Consider the following 26,515-nt stretch of genomic DNA (forward strand, 5'->3'; position numbering starts at 1 on the left):
TGAAGGCACGGGGCGTGCCGGAGGATCATTATCGATAGGTCATACAATCAGGCCGAGCTCGTTATTGGAATGCTGTCTTTTCGATTTTGACCTTCGCCGCTTGATTTTCGTTTTTTGATCTTTCGCGTCGTGGGTTCTGCCGCACGGCGCTTTTTTCGCTTTCTTTTTACGTTTTCTATCGCTATCCCATGTCTGACGTCCATCTTCCATCGCCCGCCACACTCGCCGAACAGGTTCGCGAGCGATTGCCCCATTTCGGCGTGGTGGATTGGGTACAGGAGACGGGATCGACCAATGCGGACCTGCTGGAGCAGGCACGGCTGCAAGTGGGCGGGCGCGGGCTGCGTCCCTGGCTGCGGGGTGCTCATCTGCAGAACACCGGCCGCGGCCGGGCTGGCCGCAATTGGCAAAACCGCCCGGGCCAGGCCTTGATGTTCTCCTGTGCCTTCGATACCAGCCTGGCCGCCGCTGAACTGCCGGCGCTATCGCCTTTGGCCGGCCTGGCCGCGACGGAGGCCCTGCGCGGGCTGGCCGGCGCTGGCGCGGACGCCTTGCGGGTGAAATGGCCCAATGACGTGATGTTTGGAGAGGGGAAATTGTCCGGCGTCTTGGTGGAGACCACCCGCAACGCCGTGGACCGCTCGGCGGGACATGTCGTGGTGATCGGGATGGGGACCAACCTGACCGACGGCGAAATGCTGTCGCGGGAACTGGACCGGCCGATCGCGGACTGGGCTGGGGTCGGCGCGACCGTCCCTGTCGCCGAGGTGGTGGCGACGGTGGCCCGGGCCTGGCAGGAAGCGGTCATGCAGCTGCAGGCGCTGGGTTTCCATGCGTTTATCGAGCGGTATGCGCGGGTCGATGCGCTGGCCGGGCGGACCGTGCGGGTGCTGGATCGCGGGGAGGTGCTGCAGACGGGCACCGCCGCCGGGACGGACACGCATGGAAGGTTGCTGGTGCGCACGGATGCGGGCGTGATGCCGGTGTCGGTGGGTGAGATTTCGGTAAGGGCGGCGTGAGCGCGAAATGGATATCCTGATCGACTCTGGAAATACCCGCTTGAAGGTGGGATCGATGGATGCGGTCGGCGGGGGGGTGGCTGGCGCGGGTACTGGCATGGGTATTGGCACCGGTACTGGCGCTGGTGCCGCTGCGGTGGCGTGCGCGTTCGATAACAACGACACCGATGCGTTCGCAGCCTGGCTCGACGCGCTCCCGGCTGCTCCGCGCCGCGCGCTGGGCAGCAATGTCGCCGGGCCGGCGCGTGCCGCGGCCATCGAAGCTGCCTTGGGGCGTCATGGCTGCGCCGTCGAATGGATCACGCCGCGTGAACAGGCGTTGGGACTGACCTCACGCTATCAGTACCCTGCCCGCCTGGGTTCCGACCGCTGGGCGGCCATGCTGGGGGTACTCAACCGCCTGCCGTCGCCACGGCCGGCGTTTTTGCTGGCGTCGTTTGGGACGGCTACGACCTTGGATACCGTCAGCCCGGATGGGGTGTTTGAAGGTGGATTGATCCTGCCTGGGCCGGTGATGATGCGGCGGGCATTAGCCAGCGGGACCGCGGATCTGCCCCTGGCGCATGCGGAGCCGGTGCTGTTTCCTACCGAGACTCACGCTGCGATTTCTACTGGCGTGGCGGCTGCGCAGGCTGGGGCTTTGGTGCGTCAGTGGCTGGCTGCGCGGGAACGCTACGACGGGCAGTTTCCGGTTTTGTTTGTTGCCGGAGGGGGGTGGCATGAGGTCGAGGCGGAAGCCCGGCGGTTGCTCGCCCAGGTGACCGAAGCCACGGGGGATTTGCCCTGCGTGCCGCAGGTAGTCGACAATCCGGTGTTGGATGGGTTGGGGAGTTTGCTGCGTGAGCAAACGGCCGCGGCTCCTCCTACCCTTCCCTGAACCGCCCGGCTTTTTACCGAGCCCCCACCTGATATTTGGATACGCGTCGTATGCGGATACTGTTCGTGCTTATCGTGCTGGCTAACGTCGTGATGTACGGCATTGGCCAGGGGTGGTTTGGGCTGGCGCCGTCGGAGGAAGGAAGGGATCCGGGGAGGTTTCGGACGGAGTTGAATGCGGAGAGGGTGACGTTGGGGCGGTGAGCCTATCGGTGACACTCACAAGGCCTGCCATCCCGTTGTCTGTTCATTGTTCGCCAACTGCGGGAACACCCCTCCTCGCGAACCTTGCACACAGCGGTATCTCACCACTGAGGTATTCGCCGTATCCGTAAGCAGTTTTTCCAGCGCGCCTCCGTGTCGCTCGGCACAATAAATCTTCAGCGGAGGTTCCCGAGCCCCTAGAATTAGCACGCCCTCAGCACTCAGCAGCCTTGAGATCAAACCGCGACCTGCGACGTCTTCCTCATGCGATACCGAAAACGGCGCGAGGGTAAATCCACCTAACGCGTAGAACTTGCGTTCATATTCGGCTTTACTCACTCCCAATACCGGATAAGCACGTTCATACGGAAATCCGTCGCCCCAGACCACCATGACTTCGGCGGGGTATCGGGAGGCCACCTGACGCACCTCTTGGGACTTCCGCAATGCAATTTTGGACTCCTTGACAACCATGTTCGTATTAAAAACGACGGCGACTATCAATAGCCCGCCTATCACCTTTCCGTTTACCGGTGCAGTAGCCAAGAAAAGCGGAGCCAAAACCAGCAAGCACAATAAGGGGTAATAAACTCGAATAACGCCTGGCCTGCCGACCATACCGGTAGCAAATATGGCGACGAAAACCAGCAGAAAACACAGTAAGAGCCGTTTCGACGGGTAGCGACAAAACAGCAGGAGAGCTACTAGGATGAGGGAATAGAGCTGAATATTGTCCAGTGCGACTATCGCCCGCCAGCCTTGGGCTAAGGATAACTCCTGTACCGGTGCAGCATCCGTCTCTTTAACCAAATCGCTTATCAGCTTTGCGTCTGCGATTTGTCGATCCGCAAAAAACCAGTGAGCAACAAGCCAGACGTCATTCGCTGAAAAATTATGTCGGGCCAGCACATCTGGACGGGATGATATCTTGGTAGCTGCCCCAAAATCGGTCAACGGCGCCCGTGCGACATTGAACGTAGAGAAATCAGTCCACTCCGGCCTGTTCAAAGCTTTCTTATTCAGTACGGCGGAACATATCATCGCTGCACAAAGTACGATGAGTATGTTTCCCGAAACATGCCGACGTTGCAAGAGCATGCGCCACGGCATGATTGGCAATGAAGCCGCGGCGACCAGATAGAATTCCTGATCACGAATAAGAAAGGAGATATAACCCAGGATGGCAGCGAAAATTAAATATCGGACACGAGGATCGCGACCAAATAATTGCAGCCAGCCGACAGAGGCAAGTGCCAGCAGTCCGGCATCAACGGTGAATTGGGGGAAAAGAAGCGGTCGCATCCATATCAGCAACCCGAGCGCAAGGATATAGATCCAATTGACCTTCAGCTTTCTCAAGACGATGAGACAGCTATATGAAGTCAATATCAGAACAAGAATAGTGGCTAACGAGTAGCCATTAGCTGTGCCAACAGTTGGTATGGAGCGGACGATATATCCCCACACAACGTTAGAGAATACGAGTGCCGCATCTCCAAATGCGGCAACGCCAAACCCGTGCGCCACCATCTCCATGCCGACGTCATCGTTGGTTTCCCAAAACGGCGGCAGGATGAAATAAAGTAGCGCTACGAAGGTTAATACGGCAATACCGATCGCGAGCCCCGAGGATCGTGACTCGCGATGAAGTCGCATCACGTCAGCTCCGTTGTGTCGCCACACATTGCTCGATGGCTGACCTGAGCTGATCTACAACGCGCTGCTGCTTTACGCTATCAATTCCAACCCAAAGCGGAAGGCGAATCAATTGCTCGGCGCTCTCATCCGTTACGCGCAATTCCCCGCAAGTACGGCCATACCGGAGGCCTCCAGGTGAGCTGTGCAGAGGGACGTAGTGAAATACCGCGCCGACGCCGTTTTCCTTGAGTGTTGCCAACACCGCCTGACGGTCCACGCCCCGCGGCAGCAAAACGTAGTACATGTGCCCGTTATGCACGCAATGCGCCGGTACCACCGGTCGCCGCAGCAAGCCCTCGGACTCAAGCGCGGCGCACATCTCGTGGTAACGATTCCAGGCGCCGAGCCGATCAGCCGTAATTTTTTCAGCCTCTTCCAACTGAGCCCAGAGAAAGGCAGCGATGAGCTCACCTGGTAGGAACGACGATCCCGCCTCCTGCCATGTGTATTTGTCGACCTCGCCCCGGAAAAAGCGGCTACGGTCGGTCCCTTTCTCACGGATTGTCTCGGCACGAACCGCCGCTTCAGGATCCTTGACGAGCAGAGCCCCACCCTCTCCTGAAATCACGTTCTTCGTTTCATGGAAACTGTATGCCCCCAAGTCACCGATCCCACCAAGCGCGCGGCCTTTGTAGGTAGACATAAGGCCCTGAGCAGCGTCTTCGACAACCTTCAGTCCATGATGCGCGGCAATTGCCATAATCGTGTCCATTTCGCAGGATACGCCTGCGTAATGCACGGGCACGATCGCCTTCGTTCGCTTCGTTATCGCCGCTTCGATCTTCGATTCATCGATATTCAACGTGTCCCGGCGGATATCGACAAAAACCGGCACTCCTCCACGGAGGACGAATGCATTGGCCGTTGAGACAAATGTGTAGGAAGGCATGATGATCTCATCGCCTTCCTTGATGTCCAACATCACAGCGGCCATTTCGAGCGCAGCGGTGCACGAATGAGTCAACAACGCTTTGGGGCTTCCCGCTCGCCGCTCCAGCCAGTTATGACATTGCTTGGTGAACGGCCCATCACCCGCCAACCGGCCATTGAAATGGGACTCGGCGATGTAATAAAGTTCTTTGCCCGTCATATGCGGCCAATTGAACGGAATTCTTTCAGTAGTCATTCGTGACTGCCAAGTTAAACTGCTTTGAATAAGGGATAACGTCTTTCAACTACTGTAAATTCAGTCCGATCACATTCGCTTCGATTTACTATCCGAAGCCAAGGGTGTTCACCCTCGTGCAACCACTACAGTGCCAATTACGATCAGCGTGGTTCCCACTATCTTGCTGACCGAAAGGGGCTCGTTAAGCAGCCAGCCGCTCAAGATAAGCACAATCACAAAATTCAGAGCCATGAACGGATAGGCGTGACTAAGGTCAAACTTGGTCATGGCCGCCATCCAAGACAGAGCGGCAAGGAAAGCGGATACGAATCCCGAGAATATGATGGGATCAAAAATAATCTTTGTAAGGAAAATTATTTTCTCGAACGCTGTAGCGGGCAATGGACCAATCTGGCCGATCCGTATTTTTAGCGCGAACTGTCCATAGACAGTAAAAATAATAGTCCCGAGAATATACCCGTAGTCAAGCAGGCGAGTCACGCGCCTCTCTCCAATTTCGCCAATCCGAAGCCGGTCTTTCCATAACCATTCCCGTTGTAAAGCATATATTGCTCACCCGCATGCAGGAAAACGAAGGGATATTCAATCATCTCCGAATCCCATTCACCCGGAGAGGTAGCGATGCCGGCCAAGTGATCCATCCGCTGCCAATGGACACCATCACTCGACTCGGCATAACCAATCCGATACCGGTCTCCACGGTACGAGTACCACATCTTCCACACAGTTCCATCGAAAAGTACCGACGGGCGAGATATGGCGTACTCGGATTCGTTTGCGAAGTCGATGGCAACGTGCCCCGTCCTATTCCACGTGATGCCATCCGTCGATTCCGCGTATTTGATATGGTATTTGTGCTCTATGCGTCCGTCGCGCTCCAGCCAGCCCGTGCAGGACAAATACCACATTCGCCAACGACCTTCCCCTGGAAAGACGCAGCAACTTGCCGTGAAATGTGGTTCGAAGGGCGTTCTGTCTACGATGGGACCGGGGCTGTATCGATGGAAAGACTCGCCTTCACGTGCCAGGGCGAGTCCAACGGAATTCCGGAACGGCACGGTCACTCCAAGATTCCAACCGATGTAATACAGATAACGCTGGCCCCGGAACTGAGTGAGCCAAGTTGCCATCGCGCCACTGTCATCGAACGCTCCCCGTTCACCAGGTTGCAGTATCGGCTCTCGTTCGACGCGTACCGTTTCTTGGGGGCGAGTGATGTCCAGACTCAGCACGCCAGTGACACTTCGATTCTGTCCATCCCGGGCACTAAAATAAATTCGAAAGAGATCGCCCTCGACATGTTCGGCCACCGGCACGGCCGCATGACTGCAAGCCCAATCCAGCGTACCCGTGGGGCAGTAGATCAGACCGAGCTTTTTCCAGCCAGCAGGCTGCCTCATATATTCCTCAGTCTGGTACTGGGAACGCGGGAGCGCTCGGATCCTGTACCCATGTACACGCCCTCGTCCTGGGCATCTGCCAACAACAGTGCGCCAGCACCGATCACGCATCGATTCCCAATCGCGACATGATCCCGGACCGTCGCATTAACACCGATAAAGCACTGTTCGCCGACAGTAACGCCCCCTGATATCACAACGTGGGACGCAATGAACGTGTGGTCGCCGATGACTGAGTGATGACCAATATGGTTGCCGCTCCACAACGTCACATTGTTGCCAATTCTGGTAAAAGGCTGAATGGTATTGTCTTCAAGAATGAAGCAGTTTTCGCCGATAGGGTATTCAGTCAGGACAGTGGCCCGATCACTGATATAGCTGGCGATCCCATAGCCCTGTGCCTTGATCGCAAGATATCGATCACGGCGAAGCGCATTCAACTTTGAATAGCTGAGCGCGATGAAAGCTTCATGTTCTTCAGTGGAAAATCGATCCACCAATTCAGAAGATGGCACTACAGGTAACCCGCAAAAGGACGATTCCTTGATGTATTCGGGATCGACTGAAAACGCCACTACTTCGTAGGCCTTTTGCCGGTTGAAATAGAAATTGGCCAATTCGGCAATGTCACCAGAACCAAAAATAATCAGTTTTTTCATGGTCATTTCTTTCTGACAATGATAGTAAATTCATAAAGATCATAATCATGCAGCAACGCGACATTGCGCGAGTACTTGCGCTTGCAGAGATCGAAAAAATATCCCGGATCCGCGTAATAGAGATGGCTTCGTTTCTTATCTTCGTCAGAGTAAGAAGTGAGGCAATTGAACGCGAAGCCCCTCTTGCTGCTCTTATCCAGCACTTCCAGGGTTTTCTCTATAAATGATAGCCATTCGGCATCGGGGGTCTGCAATCGAACATTGAATATGCCGCTAGCCACTCCAAATTCGGCAGGTATGGAGGGGGATGCAGCGCACTCGAATCGAGCATTTGCATGCCCGCCGCGTGCCGTCTCCGCAGCAGCGATCATCTCAGGCGATATGTCTACACCCAAGTACTGAAAATTTCGGCCCCGATCCGATAAATAATCGAAGTACGCCCCATAGCCACAACCCAGGTCGTTGATCGAAAATTCTTCATCGACCGGCAGCACATTTGACAACTGTGCAAATCTCAGACGCTGGCTTTCCTCACCATTCCAGTCGACCCCTCGAGCACTTTCCCCAAATTCTGCGAGCTTTTCCGAGTAGTACTTCGCCACATCAGAAAAAATCTGCTTATGTTCGTCTTCCATATATTTTCTTGATGCACAATTTCAATTACTTAAGGGGCGCGGCAAACGGTTCGAATCCATAGGCTGTTCTATCTGAAACATCAAAAAGATCAGCCGCCTGTTATCGAACGTATTTCATGTATCGCGCTGCGTCTTTTCCACAGGCAAAGAGCAGATCGAGGATAGAAACTCCGTGGGTAAACTCACCCCATAGCTGCTTGTATTCGGAATAGCCGCTGTAGTCAAACCATGTCAGTTCAATGCCTGCTGCACGGAATACTTCCGGGTCAATATAATCTTTTGCAGCAGGTCCGGAGGTGTAGGCTGTTCCACCTGCCTGCCTGCACAGATCTGCCAGCCGCTCAGTCTTCCCTTCAATCAGCTCATAGTCCCACGAGTTTGTGATGACCGTCTTTATGCCCAGGTAGGCACATATTGCCTCGATGAGCCTGCGATTGAGGACAGACAGGTGACTGAAACTCTCTTCGACATAAATGGGTTCGAGCCACGCACTAACTTCCGTAAAACAGGCCGCGCGTTTGTAGTTCTGGACCAAAGACCTCCAATGTGCCGCGCGCCAATCAGCGACATCTATCTCGGTTTCGCGTATCGTCTGAAAATACCTGCCCTTTACCACCACCGGAACCGTGAGCCATTGGGCGCCCTGCGGCGTTTTTATCAGATTACGATTACGCCAGTCACGACGCGTATATTGCATATCGTCGTACAGGATGAATTCGTCTACCGACGCAATCATGTCAAAATATCCCTTCCAAGGGATATAGTTGGATTGGACGATAGCCACTTTTTTCACTGATTCCCTCTTGCTGACATGTATTGATTGAACGGCTGGGCGATCACGCTCGCGCTGGCTGACCCGGAATGGCTTGCTCCACATCACGCCGTCGCTCCTGCGGCGCGCCTCGCTGATCCATCAATGGTGCCGTCAGCGTCAGCATGATGCAACCGGTAGGATCAACATGTCTGCGCGGCAACGCTGCTTCACGCATCATCGCACGGCCGCCGTCTTCGCGCAGCAGTGCAGTCTCTCAACACACCCGCAGCAAACTCTGCGTTCACTAATTGGCCCCGTGGCCGTAACATCGTCAATCGCCAGTCCTAAGTGGCGTATGGGTGGGCCGAAGTGGCTAACCCTATGACGAACTGCACCGAACCAGGGAACCCGATCCAATAAGAAATGCGCAAAAAACAGTGTTGATCCGCGTTTCGAAGTGGTGAAATACAGACGCTGTTGCGTCGTGAGACGGTAACCGATTGCTCAACACCTATTTCGCGCGGGTGCCGAGCGCCCTGATCATCTCTCAGCTTGGCAAGCCACGAGGATGGAAGGCGCTAAGGAAAGATGCCCCCGTCTCAGTCGGGAGATGGCGTACACTAAACACATCATATGGCCGACGAGCAACTTCTTTACTGTCGACGTCTGGCTTAGGCGGGTTAATCCCAGGATCCATATCCGTATTTATCATGAAGATCAACTTAATTAGCACTGATGAATGGAAGAGTTTCGTTGACGGTCCCGATCTTTTAATAAATTTGATAGAAAGAGAAGTTTTTATTGTCCGAAACTTTATGGACCCTCGTCTAGTCGACGCGTTCAAGGAGTACTGTCTGAACTTCTCGGCGCAACAGGAAGCCTCATGGCACGCATGTCTGGATGGCTGCCCAGACTATCATCGCATTCACCATCAGTACCCAAATGCGCATGTGCGATCGACGCAGCATGGTTATTATTTTCACCCTTGGAACGAAAATTTCGAGCGCCTCAATACCTTTCCTGGATTTTCAGAAATTTTCGCGCTGAAAGCCAAAGCAGCAGGAAAAGATGCTTCCGAATTCATGAAAAACACTCCGTCCCAAGGGCCAATTGCACGAATAGTTTCGCATCAGTACCCTCCTGGCGGGGGCGGCCAGGAAGAGCACATCGATCCCGTTTCCCCATTTGCGAAGGTCCAAACGCTAATCCAGGCATCTGATCCAGGCATAGATTATCAAACGGGTGGACTCTATATCAATGATCTGGAGTTTGGGATTGTGAATATCGACCCACTCACGAGAAAGGGTGATCTAGTCCTTGCCTCACCCGGCGTGAAGCACGGCGTTGCGCCGATCGATTCGGATCAGAAACTTCAGTGGGATACGACAAAGGGACGTTGGATCATTATGCCAATAATTATTCACTCAGACCACACCAAAGATCCGTCGCTCAAGCCGGTCAGAACGGCAAACATATGAAAAAACTTATCCTCGTCGATGACCACGATCTCTGCATCCGCACGTTTCTGAAAGAGATCGACAGTCTCAATAGCCCCCACGGCAAGAAAGGTGTCTTGCACATAGGCGCACATATGGGGGAAGAAGTTCCGGCGTATCAAGATCACGCCTATTCGCCGATCTATCTGGTCGAAGCAAATCCGGAGATTCTCCCAGGACTGACTGAGAAATTTGAAACGATCAGCGACATTCACGTTCTGCCCACGGCCGTTGGAAACTCCGTGGGGCACATCGAGTTTGTCGTCCATAAAACAAAAAAAGGTGGAATGGAGTCGTCCGGACTGCTAAAACTCGAGAAACTCGGTGAAATCGTTCCCGTATTCAATTCAGAGTCGCGGCACCGTGTTCCGGTCACCACTGTCGACAGTCTCGTAAATCAGCATGGGCTGGCTGAAAATATTGCACTTTTGGTGCTCGATATCCAGGGCGCTGAAATGATGGCTCTTGCCGGTGCCAGCACCTTTTTGCAGCGGGTGAATGCCGTCATATGCGAAGTCAACTTGATCAAAAATTACGAAGGTTGTCCGCTCGAAGCTGATATCGACCAAATTTTCGCGTCTGCCGGTTTCACCAAGCAGTTGGCCATTTATCACGAACTTTATGATCAAACTGGCCGATTCCCCGCCTGGGGAGAATGTCTCTGGGTCAGACAGAACTGAGAGCGTGGAGGAATTTGTTTTGACTCCCGCGCTCTCAGTGGTCACCACGATGTACAAGTCAGCGCCTTATCTGGAAACTTTTTACGAACGCATCGTCGCGGAAGTTGAAAAGCTCGGGGTAAGCCACGAAATTATTTTTGTGAATGACGGATCACCTGACAATTCGCTTGATGTTGTATTGAACATTCAAAAATCAGACAGTCGGGTAATCGTCATAGATCTATCCCGCAACTTCGGCCACCACAAAGCTATCATGGAGGGGCTGTCGTATGCTCGCGGTGAGAAAGTCTTCCTCATCGATTGTGATCTGGAAGAGCCTCCGGAGACATTAGGCGAATTCTACAAACGGTTCTCCGAAAGCGACTGCGATGTAGTCTATGGAGTTCAGGAGAGCCGCAAAGGTGGATGGTTTGAAAGGCTCAGTGGCGGCGTTTTCTACAAACTGTTCAACTACCTTTCTGACATCACCGTGCCGGAAAACTGGACTATCGCGCGCTTGATGTCAGCCCGATATGTCGCATCGCTTGTGCAGTTCAAAGAAGAGACGATGTTCCTGGGTGGGATTATGACGGCGGTGGGCTATCGCCAAATTCCGCTGGTGATGCAGAAGCTGCACAAGGGGACCACTACTTACACGCTGAAGCGAAAGCTTTCCGCGTTGACCTCTGCGGTCACTTCTTTTAGCGAAAAACCTCTGAAGTTCGTTTTCTACACGGGATTTCTGGTCGCCGCCGTTGCCTTTATCTATGCTCTGTGGCTCATTTTTCAGAAATTCGTCTTCGGTATTCCGGTTGACGGCTGGACCAGCCTTGCCGTATCCATCTGGCTGATAGGTGGCCTGATCATGCTATGTCTTGGCATCATCGGGATTTATGTAGCCAAGGTTTTCGTGCAAACGAAGCATAGGCCCGTATCGGTTATAAGGCAGATCTATGAAGTGAACGACTAGCATGTCGGCAGCAAGAATCGAGCGCCCGTGCGGTAGCTTGCGTGGATCTTGCTGTTACGCATGGCAAACAAATCTGATTGTTTGTTGCGCGTGCGCGCGAAAAGCGTCGCAGCACGCCTTTTTCAAGCTCCGAGCCGCAATGGTTGGAGTACATAGAGGAGTCAAGAGGTTAACTCTCAGACCCGTTTTTCAGGGTCACTGACACCCTTACAGGCAGCCTTGCTCTAAGTGCTGCTATCGCTTTATCCTGCCCGCATTGACGCACTGGGCGCATTGCATAGGCGCGATTTTTTTGGAAATGGAAGGCGGTTGATTCATGCCTAACGGTGGCGAATTGAAGAGCTCTAACGTGGTTTTGGTGCTGGGCATGCATCGCAGTGGCACGAGTGCCATCTCGGCCTGTCTGGAGCGCTTGGGAGTGGTGATGGGCAGTACGCTCGCCAAGGCGGACGAGTGGAATCCCAAAGGGTATTTCGAGGAACGCGAGATCGTATCGTTCAACGATCACCTCTTCGACCTGGCTGGATGCCGGTGGGACTCGCCGCTGCCCCCTGGTCGTATAGAACCCGCGGAATGGGGACCACAGGCGGCGCAGGCGGCGACATTGCTTGAGAAGATTTTTGGCGGTGCGCCTGTGTGGGGGTTCAAAGATCCCCGTATGTGCCTGCTCCAGTCATTCTGGCAGCCGGTTTTTGACTCGATGCTTGTGGCACCGAAACTGTTGTTCGTACTGCGTCATCCGGCGGAAGTCGCACATTCGCTGGCTCGTCGAGATGGCATCTCCAGCAAGAGGGCGGGATGGTTGTGGTTCACGCATCTGATTGGTGGGCTGGACTACGTCAGCGCCGAATCTGACTGCCGGCTCGTTGATTTCTCTGATCTCATGAATCGGCCGGTACAGGTGATGAACGACCTCTGTCGCTGGCTTGACCTGACCTGTGAGCCCAGTGCGATTGCTCAATTCTCAGCGGAGTTCATATCGCCGCAACTGTCACACGGCGCGGACGCGGGATCAGCCGAAATCCCCCCCCTCGTGCTGCGGGCATACGATTATTGGCGCGAGGTCGCTTCCAGCGCGGGGTTCTCGCACGCTGCACTGCACGCTCCGGAGTGGCTTCAGATCAGAGAAGAGTTCGAGCACGACATAAAGCCCGGCTTGAGCATGGTGGGGGAATTCCTGGACGGTGATCGCCAGTTGGCAGTCGCGGATGCAAGGTTGAAGACGCTCAGTGATGGGCTTGCGGTCGCCGAGCGTTTTGCGGTGGAGCGCCTGGAAAAGATGACCGCAATGGATGCGCAGTTGAAGCTGACGTCCGCTGCTCTGGCTTCCGTGGAGAAGTTGGCCATGGAGCGCCTCCAGCAAGTAGAGAAACTCAATCAACAACTTCAGCAAGTGAGTGAGGCGTACACGCTCGCCGAACGACTTGCCCTCGAGCGTTTGGCTGCACTAGATAAACACCAGGCACGTTCGTGACTCAAGATCTTCTGCATAGCCCGCAATCGGAGCGGGCGGCACCGAGCCCCTTCATCTGCCAAGTTGATGAAATGGTCAGCAACGGTCAAGGCATCTTCGGGTACGGCTGGGCGTTGGATCATGCGGATTCCATTGTCCGAGGGACGTTGCGGCTGCACTTCAAGGATGGGCGGGTCAGCAAGACTCACGTCACGCTGGGGCGGATCAGAGACGACGTTGCCAAGGTTTTTCCTGAACATCCAGACGCCGCCAAGTGCGGAATGATGTTCTTTGCGGGATGGAGTGACGAGCGTCCTCATGCTGCCGACTTCGTTTTCCACACGAAGGATGGCCGCACATTGACTGCCGCACTTGATTTGGGCGGCGCGAATGCTCAGGCGGAACCGCTGCACCCCGAAGCGCCCGGAGGTCGACGTCATCTAGTGATGCAAGCCCTCCGCTATCTTCGCCAGGGACGAATACGTGAACTGGTGAGCAAGGTGCGGCGTTACGGACACCCCCCTCCTCCAGAGCGTAGCCCTGAGGAGATCGCACTGGTTGCCAAGCTCACTGGACGTCGTTGCCGTCTGGTGATCGATCACAATATGGGAGGCGGCGCCAACGTCTTCCGCGAGCGAATGGTATCCAGTTGGCTGGCCGCTGGAGATACCGTTATCTTGCTCAGCTTTCGTGTCGACACGATGACAACAATCGTAGACGTGCGTGATGCTGAAGCGGTCTGGTCGCAACCCCTTAGCGGATTGGAAGTACTGGAGGCGGCTCTTGCTTCCATAAACCTTGCAGAAATCTTCCTGAACTGCGCGGTCTCGTTTCCCAACGCCAGCGGCGTTCAGAGATTGTTGTTAAATCTCAAGCAGCGATCAGGTGCCGCACTCGTCGTAGCGATACATGAATACTTCGTGATTTGTCCTTCCCCCTTCTTGCTGGATAAGAATGGCACGTATTGCGGGGTCCCTTCCATCAGCCAATGCGAGTCGTGCCTTCCCCAACACGAAGACGGCTTTGTGTCACTTACCGGTGAGCGGTCCATCCAGCATTGGCGTCAGATGTGGGGTGAGGTTCTCGCTGTCGCAGACGAGGTGCGGTGCTTTTCCCAGTCCAGCAAACGGCTGCTGGAACGCGCCTACCCTGGCATTGCAAGACATGCAACGCTACAACCGCACGAGGTCGAGCCCCTGAGAGCGGTGCGTCGAGCACGGCCGCCGAACACCACGCTCACAATCGGCGTGATCGGCTTCATTTCACACCATAAGGGTGCCGCAGTGGTGGCGGATCTGGCTGAAGCGATATCCAAGGCACAGGCCAATGTCCGGATCGTCGTATTCGGCAGCCTGGACACCCCCTCATCCTCCGACGTGATCCTGCAGACAGGACCCTATAGCCGGTATGATCTGCCAGATCTGACGGAAAAGTACGGGGTGAATCTCGCATTACTGCCCTCGATCTGCCCGGAAACCTTCTCATTCGTCGCGCACGAAGTGATCTCGATGGGGCTCCCACTCATGTGCCTGGATCTTGGCGCGCAAGCTGATCTGGCCCGATCATCCCCGCTAGGAAGGGTTTCACCGCATCAGGACGGTCCAGGCCTGCTCCAGGAGATTATGGCCTTCGATCATGATCTTTATTTACTGAATTCAAAGGTTCCTTCTTGAAGAAGATTCACGTTTATACCAGCGCAGCCTGCAATTACATCCCCAAGGTTCGCACCCTCGTCAGGTCGATAAAGAAATTTCATCCTGACTGGGTCGTGCATCTTGCTTTATCGGATGAAGTACCCGCAGACCTGGATTTATCGAAGGAGCCATTTGACGAGATCCATCCGCTTAGCAGCCTCGAGATCCCCAATTACACGGGATGGGCGTTCTGCCACACCATTGTCGAGCTTTCAACTGCGATCAAACCGTTTTTGTTGGCACGCCTCTTGGAGCGAGAGGATTGCGAAGGGGTGATCTACCTGGATCCGGATACGGTATTGTTCTCGCGGCTTGATGATGTGCTCGAATCCATCAAACATTCGAACATCGCACTGACCCCTCACCTGGTCGATGCGGAGTCTTCCCTCGCGGGGATCATGGATAATGAAATCTCATGCCTGCGCCATGGAATCTATAACCTGGGATTTTTGGCAGTGGCCCCTACGGAAGTCGGCAAGCAATTTGCCCAGTGGTGGTCCGACCGGCTTTATTATTTCTGCCGCGCTGAAATCCATAATGGTTTGTTCACCGATCAACGATGGATCGACCTTGTTCCGGCGTTCTTCGAGGGTGTATGCATCTTGCGCACCCCGCGTCTGAATGCGGCGCCCTGGAATCTTTCCACCCGGACCATCACCGGCGACCTGCCGGACAATGTTATGGTTGATGGCGAACCTCTTGGTTTTTACCATTTCACGGGTTTTGACAGTGGTGCCCATAAACTAATGGCCAATAAGTACGCCGGTGATCAAGCTACCGTCGGCGCCCTGATTGAGTGGTACGTGGGCTCCATCGCGGCCACGGATGATGATCCGCTGGGCAAGGTGGTGTGGGCGTACTCGCGCTTTGCCGAGGGCACACCAATTCCGAAGTCTGCCCGTCTGGTGTACCGTGAACGCCTCGATCTACAACGAGCCTTTCCCGACCCTTTCGCCACCGACGGCGGCGGCTACAAAGCCTGGTGGGATTCGCAAGCGCGGATCGAGTACCCCGGCTTGTTCGATAAGAACAATGACACTCTGTCGATTGCCACGCAGAATCTTTCCGCTGGCTTGACGCCGGGCTACCAGGCGGGCGGTGATCTACAGGCCGTCCAGCCTGGTGAATCAACTTCCTCGACCGAAGCCCCAGTCTCAAATTCCAGCTCCGGCGTTCGACGAGCCAAGCGAGCATGGGAAGTGCTGCGTACCGAAGGCATTGGCGGTATCGCGAAGCGTATCGTGAAATAAAACGTAGACGCATACGCTTGTCTCCTCGACCGCCAGCGGTCGGCGGATGGATTAATATTCCGCCGGCCGCAATGGCGACCAAAGAACGCACATTTAGACCGAATCATGCCCGATGCATCCGTAGACCCCCTCTCAAAGCCCCACAGGGCCGACCTCGCATTCAATTTATGCCTGGCCGCTTTAGTCACGGGACTGCTGTCCTTGTGTGTGTGGCCCGGGCTGATGTCGTTCGACAGCCTCCTGGCTTACAGACAATCCATCGAGGGTGTCGAAACGGCCATCTGGCCGCCAATGCATGACTATCTGTTTTATGTCTCCAGGATCCTGTCCGGCGGTCCTGGCGGCCTTCTAGTCATTCAATGTTTTGTGCTTTTTTTCTCAGCCTGCTCCATCTGCAGCCACTATGCTGGATCCCGTTGGATCTCTGCTGCCATGGGACTAGGACTGATCGGACTCTTCTTTCTTTTCCCCACTCTTGCAGGTACCATAATTGTCCTGTGGAAAGACGTAACGGTTGTGTCCTTCGCCCTTGCCGCCATTGCGGCCTGGTTGAGTTGCGCGCACAAATTTTCCCGCGTCAAATTCTTCGCCATATTTTTCTTTCTCACAATCGCCATCGCGTTGCGGTATAACGCGCTGCCGCTGGCGTTGCCGTTCATGGTCCTGGTGGCGATCGCTCCTGCCGGACGCAAGTCGAGTTCTCGCCAACGGATAAGCGCCGTCGTCGGCGCCGTCCTTGTTCTATGCATCTCCTATGCGACCACCCTTTGGCGTCTTCCTGATCTCAAGCGTTTGCCTCCCGTCGGTAACCTTGTAGCAGTCATCAATCTATGGGATCTGACAGGGGTGTCAGCGTGTGAAGACAAGAATCTATTGCCCGCGGGTATTGAGTCTGAAACACGCATTCCCGATTCCGACTTCAAGCGCTTCTATGATCCACGCCATCTCAACTTGACATTTGCGGATGCCGAATGGACGCAGCATGTTCCTCGGTGGGGGGTGAGCGCCGATGTCATTCAGGCACAGTGGAAGGCAGTTGTACTGGGGTACCCATTGTGCTACCTCCACGTTCGGACAGCGGTCCTGCGCGAGCAATTCGGGTTCCACGCACATCAAGTTTTCTATCCTACCCACGGCGGCATAGACGAGAATAAATTCGGGCTGCATCTCGCCTATCCAGACCGAGTCAGTGCACTCACTCAGCGGATTGCCGCTTGGAGCAGTAGTCCCCTGCGGCGCATTTACATCCTGCACGCCCTGGCCATTGTCCTGGCCATTTTTGCGGTCAGGGCCAATCGCTGGCGATATGACTTGGTGTTTGCAATGGGCCTGGGAATCCTGGGATTCGTCGGATTACTCTACTTCGCGGCGCCTGCCGCCGACGCGCGGTATGTTTTCCCCTCGGGCGTCTTTTCCGCACTTTTGGTGATTATTTGCCTGGGACGTCTCGGCGCATCGCTCCGGGCGAAGCGGAATTTTCCTCGGCTCTCCGAAAACGATTACACACACTGATTAACCGCAAATCAGCATCAGGAACACGCTCGCGCGCCCTAAAATGGAACGGTTGGAGATCAACGACAGCACATGGCGCAGGTACCCCTCCGCCTCCCGACTGATGCCGCAAAGTTTGCTTTCTTCTCATCAGGCTGCGCCTCATGTGCCGCGCACCCGCCCCGCGTTCCGATCCCAAGATCGCCCAATTCTTGCAACCCGACGCCACGCAGCGTAGCGACTTGGCGAGTGCGGAGTGACCCCAGTCAGGAAAATTTCCAATTCGCGTCGCTCTTTGGAAGCCTACCCTCAAAGCGAGGCGCGAAAATCCTCGTTCACTTTAGCGGCACTAAATACTGTATGGTGTTGGTGTCATTGGTTGCCATGACGCCGTAGCTCTTCAAGGTTTCATTGATTCTGGGATCGAAATCCTGTGAGGCGGTGCCACGCCCCAAGAATACGCACGTAGGTCGCAACGTCTGGAACTGCTCGACCATGGAATCTCTGTCCCGCTGCAATACCGTCTCAACGTTGCCGGGTCCAGATAACGGAGATACTAAGCGAGCCTCGGTATAATACGTACCCTGCCGAATTGCAAGAATCTCGCAGGCCTGTCCGGGCTTTGAATGGGCCCGAATAAAGTCGATTTCGCTTTGCACCTGCGGACTCATTGGAATCTTCCTGGTGACGTAGAGATCATGAACAGAATTCACAAATTTCGGAATTTTCCATATAAAAGGCACCGCGCAGAAAATCGAGAGACCCAGCGCCACGGCCGGTAGTAATAAAGCACTGCGATCGGCCCTTCTCGCTCGAACCAATCTCAGGACGCGATCGGCGAGCATGGCGCCGACTATTACAGCTGGCCAGCACACTGTGATGATATTTAGTATATGCGAGCGTCCTTGGAAATAGACAAATAAGCCCAGGCCCAAAAGGCTCAAGTAGATAATGTCGTCCAAGGTGGTTGATCGTCTGCCTCTGACAAGTCCAGTAAAAGAGACGCACAAACCCATTAGATATACCGCTATTACCGTCATCCACGCGCTAGGATAAGTCGGCATCGGCAGCATCATAAAACCCAGCTTATAGAATGTAAGTTGGTATTCAAATAGCCAATTCCAATGTAACGGCCCAGCCGCTTTCAGTGACAGGTAAAAAAGGAAAGCAGCAATGAGTACCGCTACGATCACGCAGTGCAAGGCTAACGACATCCAAAGCTTGCGCCGTACAGCCCGCAGATCGCCGGGGGCAAGATAAGTACCTGCCAGTTTGAAAATCAGAAATGCACTAAAGGCAATGACGACCATGGCACCTGAATCGGCATTCCAAAGAACTGCAACGGCACTGATAATGGAAACCCATGCCCCAGAAGCGAGGGTCTCCGATTTGCTATACCGGTGAAACGCAGCGACAGAGACTGCGGGCCAAAAGAAACGGATAGGCCAGTATTGATAGTAACGTTCGACCAATCCGAGCACGAATAGCACCGTCTCGAACGTCACCATGACGAGCGCCAAGGATGTAAAGATAAGCAATGCACGGTCCCTGACATTGCGTTCCAATACACGCCATACGCACAATAGAGATACCAGCTGAAGAATCGCGCACACCGATGTGAACGATCGGGTCGTGAGGCGAACGAGTTTAAAAATGGGGGCAAGAATTTCCGGCGCCAGGCCGTACTGCGAAGGCAAATCGTAGAGAAGGGTTTTTCCCATAACGACTTGACTGACGGTATAAATCACGGCGTCAAAGTGCAGGTCCCATGATGTGTCGTAGAAGACCGAATGCGAACCGACGACGCGCCAAGCCGCCATCTGAAGAATAGCCGCCGTAATAAAAACTATAAATGCAGATCGATCGAAGGCGTGCGTAGTCGGTCTCGTCGACTCGCGCTGGAGGTATAGATAATAACCAAACGCTCCAATGAAGCAGGCCGCAAGAAGTACTGGTGACCACTGCTGGACATGCTTCTCATCCAGCAACCACCAGCTGAATTCGAAGCCAATCATTGGCCCGATGAAAAGCACGGCGGCGCTTACATAGATCAACCAAGGATTTGGTCTCGGCAATTCCTTACCCACGGTGCGGTGACCAAGAAATAGATATGCAACATACAAACAAAGCAGAGGCACGCCACCTAACAGCGCGGTAAATATGAAACGTTCGTCCGGCTCTGGAAACACCTGTCTTCGATACGGCGCGATAAGAAGGTCTGAATATCGCGCTGGCATCGTGAAGGTAGCGTGATAGAAAAATCCCAGCCCGTAAGCACCGAGTATGCAAACAACTACCGCGCAGATGAACAGCGTCGTGATATTGATATTGTCATTCTTGATATTTAGTCTCATCACTCGATACTCGGGACAATCGCGAGCCCAAAGTGTATATTATTTTTTACAATATTATAATATCTCCGCACTCTATGGAAGTCTCTACGCCAGTATTGCGTCAATACAGGCGAAGTGAACTTCGGACGACATTTTCGTCGCGATCCCGGTGAATGAACACGGAAGCTGAGCATGGATGAGCCGTTGTTTGCACGGCGCGACGTTAACGGATATTCCGCTCAACCAACTTGTCTAAAAGATTCTCGACCATGGCCTGCGACGTCAGGAAATCTATGATTTGCTGTCCGAGCGTACAGTCGTTCCAGCGATTCGATCTGCATCAGTAATCAGGTGTCCGGCATTCCTGCATCCAGGGCGCCAATGCTTCGATTATGCGGGCCGTTGCCCCTGCATGGCTTGAGGCCATGGTAAGCGCCCTGCCGCGCATTTGATGACGTGCATCTTCGTCACTCAGGAGCGCACTGGCGAGGCTCAATGCCGAGGCGGCATTGCTTACCTGCAGCGCCGCGCCCGCCTCAATGGCGTCCCGGGTCGCTTGTGCAAAGTTATGCATATGCGGCCCCACGATCACCGCGGTGCCTGCGGCGCAGGCCTCGATCAAGTTCTGCCCGCCAAGCGGGGCGAATCCTCCTCCGATGATGGCCACGTCTGCCGCCGCATAATAGAAAGCCATCTCTCCCAGGGTATCGCCCAAGAGAACGCGAATCCCGCTGGAAGGAACATCGTCCCTCGTCTGGCTGCGCCTCACATAAGGAAGATCGTGCTCGGACAAAATGGAGGCGACCGCATCGAAGCGCTGAGGGTGGCGAGGAATCAATAAATACAAAGGTTCGGCCGAACGCAGCCCAATATTTTCGGCCGTGGGTGATGCGATCAAGGCGGCAAATGGTCCATCTTCACCCTCTCGGGTGCTGGCGATGGCAACGACCGGACGACCTAGCGCTTCCCGCCACTTTCGACCCGCCTCAATCTGGGCAGAAGGCAGTTTCACGTCAAACTTCATATTCCCGACCACCTGCACGTCTTTGACCCCGGCCTCTATGAGATGCGCGGCGTCTTCCGGTGTCTGCGCCAAGGTCAATGTCAACGCGTTATACGCTGGCTGCAATGCCCCTCGCAGCCACCGCGTCTTTCGCAGGGATAACGCGGACAGGCGTGCACTGGCCAATATCATCGGCACATTCGCCTGGTGTGCCTGATGCAGCAAATTAGGCCAAACCTCGCGCTCCACCAACACGCCGACGCGTGGTCGGTACAGGCGGAAGAATCGTCGCGTGGAACCAGGGAAGTCATAAGGTAGCCACGTCTGGCGCAACTGGCCCGTGGCGAGCGCCGTGCCGAACAGACGCTCGCCTTCGGCGCGGCCAGTGGGTGTCGTATGGGTCAGCAACAAGGCCTCGCCGGCATCCAACAAGGCTTGAATAAGAGGCTGCGCCGCGCGCGTCTCGCCCAAGCTCACGGCGTGTATCCATATGCGTGAGTCAGCTGCTATCGCATCGGGGTGCTGCGAAAAACCAAACCGAGGTCTGGAAAAAATCCCCCAACGGCCGCCGCTTTTGCGGGCGCGCAAAGCCATCCACAGCCATAGTAGCGGTGCCAGCAATCTCAATATCAACGTATAGAGGGTCCTGGTCACATGCGCCCCGTTCGCGTCCGGCAAAGGGTAGTAGGAATTAGGAAAGAGCGGTGCCGTCGCGCCACCTTTGCTCAGGTTCGAGCAGCCAAGGCCTGATCGATCGCGGCGAGAACAACCTCGCGCGAAGGGGCCGCGCCACGATCACCCAGACTCGCGGTGTACGAGTCTCCGATCAAGGGCGTACGAACAGGAGTCGAAGCGCGATATATGCCTATCGTTGGACGGCCCAACGCAGCGGAGAGGTGTGTCAGGCCGCTATCCAGGCCCACCATCAAGCGCGCTCCTGCCAACAGTCCGGCGATGGATGTCAGATCCAAGCGCGGTACTACCTCCGCCATGTCGACGCCGGCAACGAGCATCCGGGCCCGCTTAGCTTCTTCGTCGTTACCCGCCAATAAGCGCAAACGGCAGCCAGCTTGCGTCAACCGATCGAATACTGCGCGCCAATCATCCTCCGGCCACAATTTGTCGGGGCGGCTCGCGCTAGGCATGATCACCGCATAGTCGGACGGCAAGCCAGTTGTGCTGGTCCGCGCTTGCCGCGCGAAATGTTGGAGGCCGAAGTCTGGAACGCCTGAGGGGGTGTAGCCGAAGGTCAGGCCGGCCAGGGCACGTTGGCGTATCACCGCTGGCTGCCAGAACTCCACCTTATGACGCACATCGTAGAACAAGGAGGCAAGCGGTTCGCGCGCGGACTTCCAGTCAAGACCATGTTTGACCCCACGCGTCTGGCGGACCAGCCACGCCGATTTCATTAGCGCTTGCATGTCCAACACGACGTCATAGCGTACTGATCGCAAACGCTCTTTCAAGGCGCGCCGCTCAGCTCGCACATCTGGCGACCACCATGCTTTGCGCCACCGTCGATGTGCGACCTTGATCACGCCCTGGACCGCGGGATGCCATTGCGGAATTTCAGCGAATGACTCTTCCGCCACCCATTCGATTTGTGCATCCGGCACATGGCGAGCAATGTCCGACATCGCTGGCAGCATGTGCACCAAGTCTCCCAGAGACGAGGTGCGAACAATGAGGATACGAGTAGCCATGCCTCAGTCGTCGAAGTTCACTCGCTCCATCTCGACCACCAGCGGCATGTTGCGCACCTGTGTGTGTATGGATCCGATGTATTCACCCACGAAGCCGATGAAGAAAGCCTGCATACCGCCGAAGAAAAACACACCGATAAGGATCGGGGCAAGTCCAATCTGGAAAGAATTCCAGAATACCAGCTTGGCGATTAGAAAGAGCCCCGCTATCAACAGGCTGACCAGCGCCAGGAGGAACCCGCCAATGGCCATCAGCCGTAGCGGCACTTTGGAGTGATTGGTGATACCCAGCATGCCGATGTCATACAGGGTGTAGAAATTATTCTTCGTCACGCCGCGCTGGCGACGCGGCTGACGGAACGGCACGGTGGCAATAGGAAAACCGATTTCGCAAAGCAGGCCGCGGAAATAGGGGTAAGGGTCCTTGATGCTACGCAGAACCTCGATCACCTTCTTGTCGAACAAGCCCGCACCGGTGGCATTAGGAACCAACTTGACCTCGGAAATGCGCGTGACCAGACGGTAGTACGTCTTGCGCAACGCAAACATGACCGAGTGTTCATCGCTTTCCGGCTTCACAGCCAGCACCGTCTTGAATCCCTGCTCCCATTTTTCAACAAACTCGGTGATCATTTCCGGCGGGTCCTGCAGATCGGAAGCAATCAGCACGCAAGCGTCACCGCGCGACTGCAGGATCGCGTGATAGGGAGAACGGATATGGCCGAAGTTGCGCGCGTTGACGATGATCTTCAAACGCTTGTCGCGGGCGGCAATTTCCTTGAGCTTGGCCACGGTGCCGTCGGTCGAACAATTATCGATGCAGATATGCTCGTAGTCGTAGGCAGGCAATGCCGCCATGACGGCGGTGATGCGTGCGTAGAGCTCATCGATATTCGCTTCCTCGTTATAGCAAGGGGTAACGATGCTGATGAGCTTTCGGCTAGTCCCGGTTTCAAGCATTTTTATAGACCCAATGATTCATTAATATCCAGCTGGTCAGCACGCTGGGGGGGATACACAAAATTTGCGCGACAAAGGGCCCCAACGGCAGACAGTGAATGAGCGCTTTCAGCAAGGCGGCATTGACCACATAGACGATCGCATAGGCGCAGATGAAGCGGATAAATGTCGCCCACCCCCCACGGTTGCGAAACACCAGGCGGCCGATGCTGAAATAATTAAAGATGACGCCGCAGATGGTACCAAGCAGCAGGGCCAGCAAAGGCGGCGTATGCACCAGGACCAACACTGCGTAGACCAGGTAGCCGAACAGGGTGTTGAGCAATCCGACGCCAAAGAAGCGCGCCAGCTTGGCTCGCCACAGCGCAGACCATCCCCCTTGAGGGCGAGCGCATTCTCCGCTTTCGGCCGGTGTCATCGCTGGCCTCTGGTGTGGGCGAGAAGCGCGCTGGCCTCGCTGACGATGCCTGTCTGCGAAGACCAGCGTGGCTGGTAGCCGAAATCAGCTGCGCGCCGGTAGGTCGAATAATAATGTGTCTTGGCGCCGGTGGCATTGACCGTATTGGCCGCCGGCGTGACCGTGTAGCGCAAGCCAAATTCTTCCTGCATGACCGCCAGCAACGCAGACTTGTCGATCGGCGCCTGGCTATAGCAGTCCACTGAACAATTGGCCGGGGCGGCCGTCAGGATCGCATGGACCAACTGGTGGAAGTCTTCCGGCACCAGAAAATCCCGCACGATGTAATCGGACGAAGTCTGCATCTCGCTGCCGTCGCGGACGGCGCGCAACATATCGGATATGAGGAAACGCCCCTGCAGATCCTGGCTGCGGCTGAAATAGCTGAACACACGCAAATCCACGATCGGCAATGGGGCCAACGCGCGATGGCGGCACTCCGTAGCCAGCTTGGCCCAGGCATACCAGTCCTGCGCCGCGGGCGCATTGATGGCCGCCGTGGCTTGTGTGCCGGCTACCACCGGATTCGTGAAACCACCACCGTAGACAGCGCCGCTGCTAAGGAAGATATAACGACAATCAGGCCGGAGCCGTACGTAGTCCAACGCCAACTGGTCGTACTGCAAAGTCGTCTCAAATATCGATGCGCCCAGCGCTTGCGCCTGCGCCGGATTGCCGACCCCGACGAAGTTCAAAACTGCGTCGTAGTCGAGAACTTGGCCGAACGCAGCAAAGTCGCCAACTGCGTGAGGACGCAACTCCGCTTCGTTCAACCAACGTCGCACCGCATCCGGGCGGCGTGCATATAGCGCCAACTCACACGTTTCATCGGTATCGCAGCAAGCAATGAAATCACGGGCGATCTGGCTGGTCGCGCCAAGGATGGCAAGCTTCATTTCGTCGCAGAGGCCAGATAGCCGCGTATCCGTTCGGCAACCATGCCGCGCTCAAGGCCGTGCTCCTTGAGCAGGTAGTCATAAGTCCCGCAGTGCGCGGAAAAACGGTCTGGAACCCCGATGCGCAACACGCGAACGGGAGCTCTTTCACTCGCGATCTCGGTGATGAGCGAGCCCAAGCCGCCATGCACCGAATGCTCTTCGAGCGTAACCACGACGTCGCTTTGCGCGCAGATAGCCGCCACCTGATCCTCATCGATCGGCTTGATGAAGGGCACGCTCCAGACCGGCGCTCCTGGATATTCTTCGCGCGCGATATCCACCGCGGTGCGAACCATCGATCCAGTGGCGATGAAAGAAACGCGCTGACGGTCGACCGCCCCAGGAATCACAGGCAATAACCGGCCGATCTGCCCTGAATCAGTACCAGTTAAAGCGCCAGGCCCAGCATGCACATCCCCGCGGTCGGATTTACCCATGCGCAAATAGACCGAACCACGCGTCTGGTAGGCGAGCTCCATGCACGCCGATACCTCATGGCGATCCGCAGGCGAATACACAGCGAGGTCGGGAATCGCTCGGGTGCAGGCGATATCTTCAGTCGATTGATGGCTGGTACCCAGGTGGCTGTAGACGAAGCCTGCCCCGTCGCCTATGAATATGACGGGCAACTGGTCGTGGGCGACGTCCAGCTTGATCTGCTCGACCACTCGCACTGGAATGAAAGCGCTGAGACCGTAAACAAAGGGCCGGAAACCAGCTCGCGCCAGGCCCGCGGCCATGCCGACCATGTTCTGTTCGGCAATGCCGGCATTGATGTATTGGTCGGGACATTCCTTCCGGAATGCATCGAACAGGGCGTAGCCGTGATCGCCAGTCAAGAGCAGGACATTGGAATCTTCACGGGCCAGACGCACCAACGTATCTGAAAAGGCGGCTCTCATCGGGCGGCTCCCACGGCCTCGATGGCCTGGGCATAGGTGTCGGCATTCAAACGCGTGTAATGCCAGATATTGTTGTGTTCCATGAACGACACGCCTTTACCTTTCACCGTACGTGCGATCAATGCCTTGGGCGCGCGCGAGGGGCTTTCCCAAAGCTTGCGGACCGCTGCATCGACGGCGTTTTCGTCGTGTCCGTCGACCGTCATGGATTCGAATCCGAAACTGGCAAATTTCGCCTCGATCGCGCCCAGATCCAGCACCTCATTGGTCTTGCCCATGGCCTGGAAGCCGTTCTCATCGACGATCGTCATGAAATTGCTCAGCTTGTGATGCCCAGCGAACAAGGCACCTTCCCAGATCGGTCCTTCATTGATTTCCCCGTCGCCGACCAATACATAGGTTTTCTGGTCGGTTTTGCGCAATTTGGCGCCCATTGCCATTCCAACGCCCACGGAAAACCCATGGCCGAGCGATCCTGACGTCACCTCCAATCCAGGCACACGCGAATCCGACAAGCCCTTCAGGTCGCTGCCGTCTGAGAAATAACCGCTGATCGCCGCGTCGTCCAGCCAGCCCATTTCGCGCATGCAGGCGTATTGCGCCATCACGCCATGGCCCTTGCTCAGCACCAGGTAATCGCGGTCCGCAGCATCCGGATCATTGCCCGGATAGCGCAGATGATTGCGGTACAGCACCGCCAACAACTCGATGATGGAGAAGGCGCACCCGATGTGCACGGTGGCCCCGGCATATGCCATGTCCAGCACCGTACGGCGCAGGGTTGCAGGGTCGAATCTGGAGGATGACGACGGACGGGTCATGGATGGATCGC

24 protein-coding genes are annotated in these 26,515 nt (G+C 55.5%); 9 read left to right on the forward strand and 15 right to left on the reverse strand.

Annotated elements, in window-relative coordinates; genetic code table 11:
- Nucleotides 1-188: 188 nt before the first annotated feature.
- Entirely contained in the window at nt 189-1,019 is an 831-nt protein-coding gene (locus tag CEY05_RS15860; protein WP_088599324.1) for a biotin--[acetyl-CoA-carboxylase] ligase, read from the forward strand.
- A gap of 7 nt (nt 1,020-1,026) precedes the next feature.
- Nucleotides 1,027-1,896: a type III pantothenate kinase gene (locus tag CEY05_RS15865; protein WP_088599325.1), complete on the forward strand. Its 870-nt coding sequence runs from the start codon at nt 1,027-1,029 to the stop codon at nt 1,894-1,896.
- Nucleotides 1,897-2,114: 218 nt separating this feature from the next.
- Here the strand turns inward: CEY05_RS15865 and CEY05_RS15875 are convergent, their stop codons facing one another.
- From CEY05_RS15875 to CEY05_RS15905, 7 genes are all read right to left on the reverse strand, one after another.
- Nucleotides 2,115-3,758, reverse strand: a complete 1,644-nt coding sequence (locus tag CEY05_RS15875; RefSeq protein WP_088599327.1) for a hypothetical protein — start codon at nt 3,756-3,758, stop codon at nt 2,115-2,117.
- A gap of 1 nt (nt 3,759) precedes the next feature.
- Nucleotides 3,760-4,923: a dTDP-4-amino-4,6-dideoxygalactose transaminase gene (rffA, locus tag CEY05_RS15880; RefSeq protein WP_088599328.1), complete on the reverse strand. Its 1,164-nt coding sequence runs from the start codon at nt 4,921-4,923 to the stop codon at nt 3,760-3,762.
- A gap of 108 nt (nt 4,924-5,031) precedes the next feature.
- Nucleotides 5,032-5,406 (reverse strand): EamA family transporter, encoded by a 375-nt coding sequence (locus CEY05_RS15885; RefSeq protein ID WP_088599329.1) that lies wholly within the window; start codon nt 5,404-5,406, stop codon nt 5,032-5,034.
- On the reverse strand, nt 5,403-6,326 hold the full coding sequence (locus CEY05_RS15890) for a hypothetical protein (RefSeq protein WP_088599330.1): 924 nt from the start codon (nt 6,324-6,326) through the stop codon (nt 5,403-5,405). Before CEY05_RS15890 ends, CEY05_RS15885 begins: the two co-directional genes overlap by 4 nt.
- Nucleotides 6,323-6,985, reverse strand: a complete 663-nt coding sequence (locus tag CEY05_RS15895) for an acetyltransferase (protein WP_198952786.1) — start codon at nt 6,983-6,985, stop codon at nt 6,323-6,325. Before CEY05_RS15895 ends, CEY05_RS15890 begins: the two co-directional genes overlap by 4 nt.
- A gap of 2 nt (nt 6,986-6,987) precedes the next feature.
- Nucleotides 6,988-7,620, reverse strand: a complete 633-nt coding sequence (locus CEY05_RS15900; RefSeq protein WP_088599332.1) for a class I SAM-dependent methyltransferase — start codon at nt 7,618-7,620, stop codon at nt 6,988-6,990.
- Nucleotides 7,621-7,720: 100 nt separating this feature from the next.
- Nucleotides 7,721-8,500 carry a WbqC family protein gene (locus tag CEY05_RS15905; RefSeq protein ID WP_369825952.1) on the reverse strand — a complete coding sequence of 260 codons (780 nt, stop codon included), beginning with the start codon at nt 8,498-8,500 and terminating at the stop codon, nt 7,721-7,723.
- A 584-nt stretch (nt 8,501-9,084) separates the two neighbouring features.
- Here CEY05_RS15905 and CEY05_RS30975 point away from each other — a divergent pair.
- The 7 genes from CEY05_RS30975 (at nt 9,085) to CEY05_RS15935 (ending at nt 17,408) form a co-directional block, all read left to right on the forward strand.
- Nucleotides 9,085-9,852, forward strand: a complete 768-nt coding sequence (locus tag CEY05_RS30975; protein ID WP_143220461.1) for a hypothetical protein — start codon at nt 9,085-9,087, stop codon at nt 9,850-9,852.
- Nucleotides 9,849-10,550, forward strand: coding sequence for an FkbM family methyltransferase (locus CEY05_RS15910; protein WP_088599333.1), 702 nt, complete (start codon nt 9,849-9,851; stop codon nt 10,548-10,550). The genes CEY05_RS30975 and CEY05_RS15910 overlap by 4 nt, the downstream gene beginning before the upstream one ends.
- Nucleotides 10,492-11,499, forward strand: a complete 1,008-nt coding sequence (locus CEY05_RS15915) for a glycosyltransferase family 2 protein (RefSeq protein WP_088599334.1) — start codon at nt 10,492-10,494, stop codon at nt 11,497-11,499. Before CEY05_RS15910 ends, CEY05_RS15915 begins: the two co-directional genes overlap by 59 nt.
- A 316-nt stretch (nt 11,500-11,815) precedes the next feature.
- Nucleotides 11,816-12,973 (forward strand): hypothetical protein, encoded by a 1,158-nt coding sequence (locus tag CEY05_RS15920; RefSeq protein WP_088599335.1) that lies wholly within the window; start codon nt 11,816-11,818, stop codon nt 12,971-12,973.
- Entirely contained in the window at nt 12,970-14,625 is a 1,656-nt protein-coding gene (locus tag CEY05_RS31440) for a hypothetical protein (protein WP_198952787.1), read from the forward strand. The genes CEY05_RS15920 and CEY05_RS31440 overlap by 4 nt, the downstream gene beginning before the upstream one ends.
- Nucleotides 14,622-15,896, forward strand: coding sequence for a glycosyl transferase (locus CEY05_RS15930; RefSeq protein ID WP_088599336.1), 1,275 nt, complete (start codon nt 14,622-14,624; stop codon nt 15,894-15,896). Before CEY05_RS31440 ends, CEY05_RS15930 begins: the two co-directional genes overlap by 4 nt.
- Nucleotides 15,897-16,118: 222 nt before the next feature.
- Nucleotides 16,119-17,408 (forward strand): hypothetical protein, encoded by a 1,290-nt coding sequence (locus tag CEY05_RS15935; protein ID WP_143220463.1) that lies wholly within the window; start codon nt 16,119-16,121, stop codon nt 17,406-17,408.
- Nucleotides 17,409-17,722: 314 nt separating this feature from the next.
- Here CEY05_RS15935 and CEY05_RS15940 read toward each other — a convergent pair whose 3' ends face one another.
- From CEY05_RS15940 to CEY05_RS15975, 8 genes are all read right to left on the reverse strand, one after another.
- Nucleotides 17,723-19,741, reverse strand: a complete 2,019-nt coding sequence (locus CEY05_RS15940) for a hypothetical protein (RefSeq protein WP_143220465.1) — start codon at nt 19,739-19,741, stop codon at nt 17,723-17,725.
- 319 nt (nt 19,742-20,060) lie between these two features.
- Nucleotides 20,061-21,377, reverse strand: coding sequence for a 3-deoxy-D-manno-octulosonic acid transferase (locus tag CEY05_RS15945; RefSeq protein WP_088599464.1), 1,317 nt, complete (start codon nt 21,375-21,377; stop codon nt 20,061-20,063).
- A 71-nt stretch (nt 21,378-21,448) separates the two neighbouring features.
- Nucleotides 21,449-22,426 (reverse strand): lipopolysaccharide heptosyltransferase I, encoded by a 978-nt coding sequence (gene waaC / locus CEY05_RS15950; protein WP_088599339.1) that lies wholly within the window; start codon nt 22,424-22,426, stop codon nt 21,449-21,451.
- 3 nt (nt 22,427-22,429) lie between these two features.
- Nucleotides 22,430-23,386 carry a glycosyltransferase family 2 protein gene (locus CEY05_RS15955; RefSeq protein ID WP_088599340.1) on the reverse strand — a complete coding sequence of 319 codons (957 nt, stop codon included), beginning with the start codon at nt 23,384-23,386 and terminating at the stop codon, nt 22,430-22,432.
- Nucleotides 23,379-23,804, reverse strand: a complete 426-nt coding sequence (locus tag CEY05_RS15960) for a GtrA family protein (RefSeq protein ID WP_088599341.1) — start codon at nt 23,802-23,804, stop codon at nt 23,379-23,381. The genes CEY05_RS15955 and CEY05_RS15960 overlap by 8 nt, the downstream gene beginning before the upstream one ends.
- The gene (locus CEY05_RS15965) at nt 23,801-24,739 is read right to left on the reverse strand and encodes an NAD-dependent epimerase/dehydratase family protein (RefSeq protein ID WP_088599342.1); all 939 of its coding nucleotides are present in this window, start codon (nt 24,737-24,739) and stop codon (nt 23,801-23,803) included. The genes CEY05_RS15960 and CEY05_RS15965 overlap by 4 nt, the downstream gene beginning before the upstream one ends.
- The gene (locus CEY05_RS15970; protein ID WP_088599343.1) at nt 24,736-25,683 is read right to left on the reverse strand and encodes a transketolase family protein; all 948 of its coding nucleotides are present in this window, start codon (nt 25,681-25,683) and stop codon (nt 24,736-24,738) included. Before CEY05_RS15970 ends, CEY05_RS15965 begins: the two co-directional genes overlap by 4 nt.
- Nucleotides 25,680-26,504 (reverse strand): transketolase, encoded by an 825-nt coding sequence (locus CEY05_RS15975; RefSeq protein ID WP_088599344.1) that lies wholly within the window; start codon nt 26,502-26,504, stop codon nt 25,680-25,682. The genes CEY05_RS15970 and CEY05_RS15975 overlap by 4 nt, the downstream gene beginning before the upstream one ends.
- Nucleotides 26,505-26,515: the final 11 nt, after the last annotated feature.

This window comes from Achromobacter sp. HZ34, from assembly GCF_002209485.1.
Classification (GTDB): domain Bacteria; phylum Pseudomonadota; class Gammaproteobacteria; order Burkholderiales; family Burkholderiaceae_B; genus Bordetella_C.

Bases quoted from the DNA above. Each gene is read 5' to 3' on its own strand.
- CEY05_RS15860 (WP_088599324.1), top strand. From the start codon at position 189: ATGTCTGACGTCCATCTTCCATCGCCCGCCACACTCGCCGAACAGGTT.
- CEY05_RS15865 (WP_088599325.1), top strand. From the start codon at position 1,027: ATGGATATCCTGATCGACTCTGGAAATACCCGCTTGAAGGTGGGATCG.
- rffA (WP_088599328.1), bottom strand. From the start codon at position 4,923: ATGACTACTGAAAGAATTCCGTTCAATTGGCCGCATATGACGGGCAAA.
- CEY05_RS15890 (WP_088599330.1), bottom strand. From the start codon at position 6,326: ATGAGGCAGCCTGCTGGCTGGAAAAAGCTCGGTCTGATCTACTGCCCC.
- CEY05_RS15895 (WP_198952786.1), bottom strand. From the start codon at position 6,985: ATGAAAAAACTGATTATTTTTGGTTCTGGTGACATTGCCGAATTGGCC.
- CEY05_RS15900 (WP_088599332.1), bottom strand. From the start codon at position 7,620: ATGGAAGACGAACATAAGCAGATTTTTTCTGATGTGGCGAAGTACTAC.
- CEY05_RS30975 (WP_143220461.1), top strand. From the start codon at position 9,085: ATGAAGATCAACTTAATTAGCACTGATGAATGGAAGAGTTTCGTTGAC.
- CEY05_RS15910 (WP_088599333.1), top strand. From the start codon at position 9,849: ATGAAAAAACTTATCCTCGTCGATGACCACGATCTCTGCATCCGCACG.
- CEY05_RS15915 (WP_088599334.1), top strand. From the start codon at position 10,492: ATGATCAAACTGGCCGATTCCCCGCCTGGGGAGAATGTCTCTGGGTCA.
- CEY05_RS15920 (WP_088599335.1), top strand. From the start codon at position 11,816: ATGCCTAACGGTGGCGAATTGAAGAGCTCTAACGTGGTTTTGGTGCTG.
- CEY05_RS15935 (WP_143220463.1), top strand. From the start codon at position 16,119: ATGTCGTTCGACAGCCTCCTGGCTTACAGACAATCCATCGAGGGTGTC.
- CEY05_RS15940 (WP_143220465.1), bottom strand. From the start codon at position 19,741: ATGAGACTAAATATCAAGAATGACAATATCAATATCACGACGCTGTTC.
- waaC (WP_088599339.1), bottom strand. From the start codon at position 22,426: ATGGCTACTCGTATCCTCATTGTTCGCACCTCGTCTCTGGGAGACTTG.
- CEY05_RS15955 (WP_088599340.1), bottom strand. From the start codon at position 23,386: ATGCTTGAAACCGGGACTAGCCGAAAGCTCATCAGCATCGTTACCCCT.
- CEY05_RS15960 (WP_088599341.1), bottom strand. From the start codon at position 23,804: ATGACACCGGCCGAAAGCGGAGAATGCGCTCGCCCTCAAGGGGGATGG.
- CEY05_RS15965 (WP_088599342.1), bottom strand. From the start codon at position 24,739: ATGAAGCTTGCCATCCTTGGCGCGACCAGCCAGATCGCCCGTGATTTC.
- CEY05_RS15970 (WP_088599343.1), bottom strand. From the start codon at position 25,683: ATGAGAGCCGCCTTTTCAGATACGTTGGTGCGTCTGGCCCGTGAAGAT.
- CEY05_RS15975 (WP_088599344.1), bottom strand. From the start codon at position 26,504: ATGACCCGTCCGTCGTCATCCTCCAGATTCGACCCTGCAACCCTGCGC.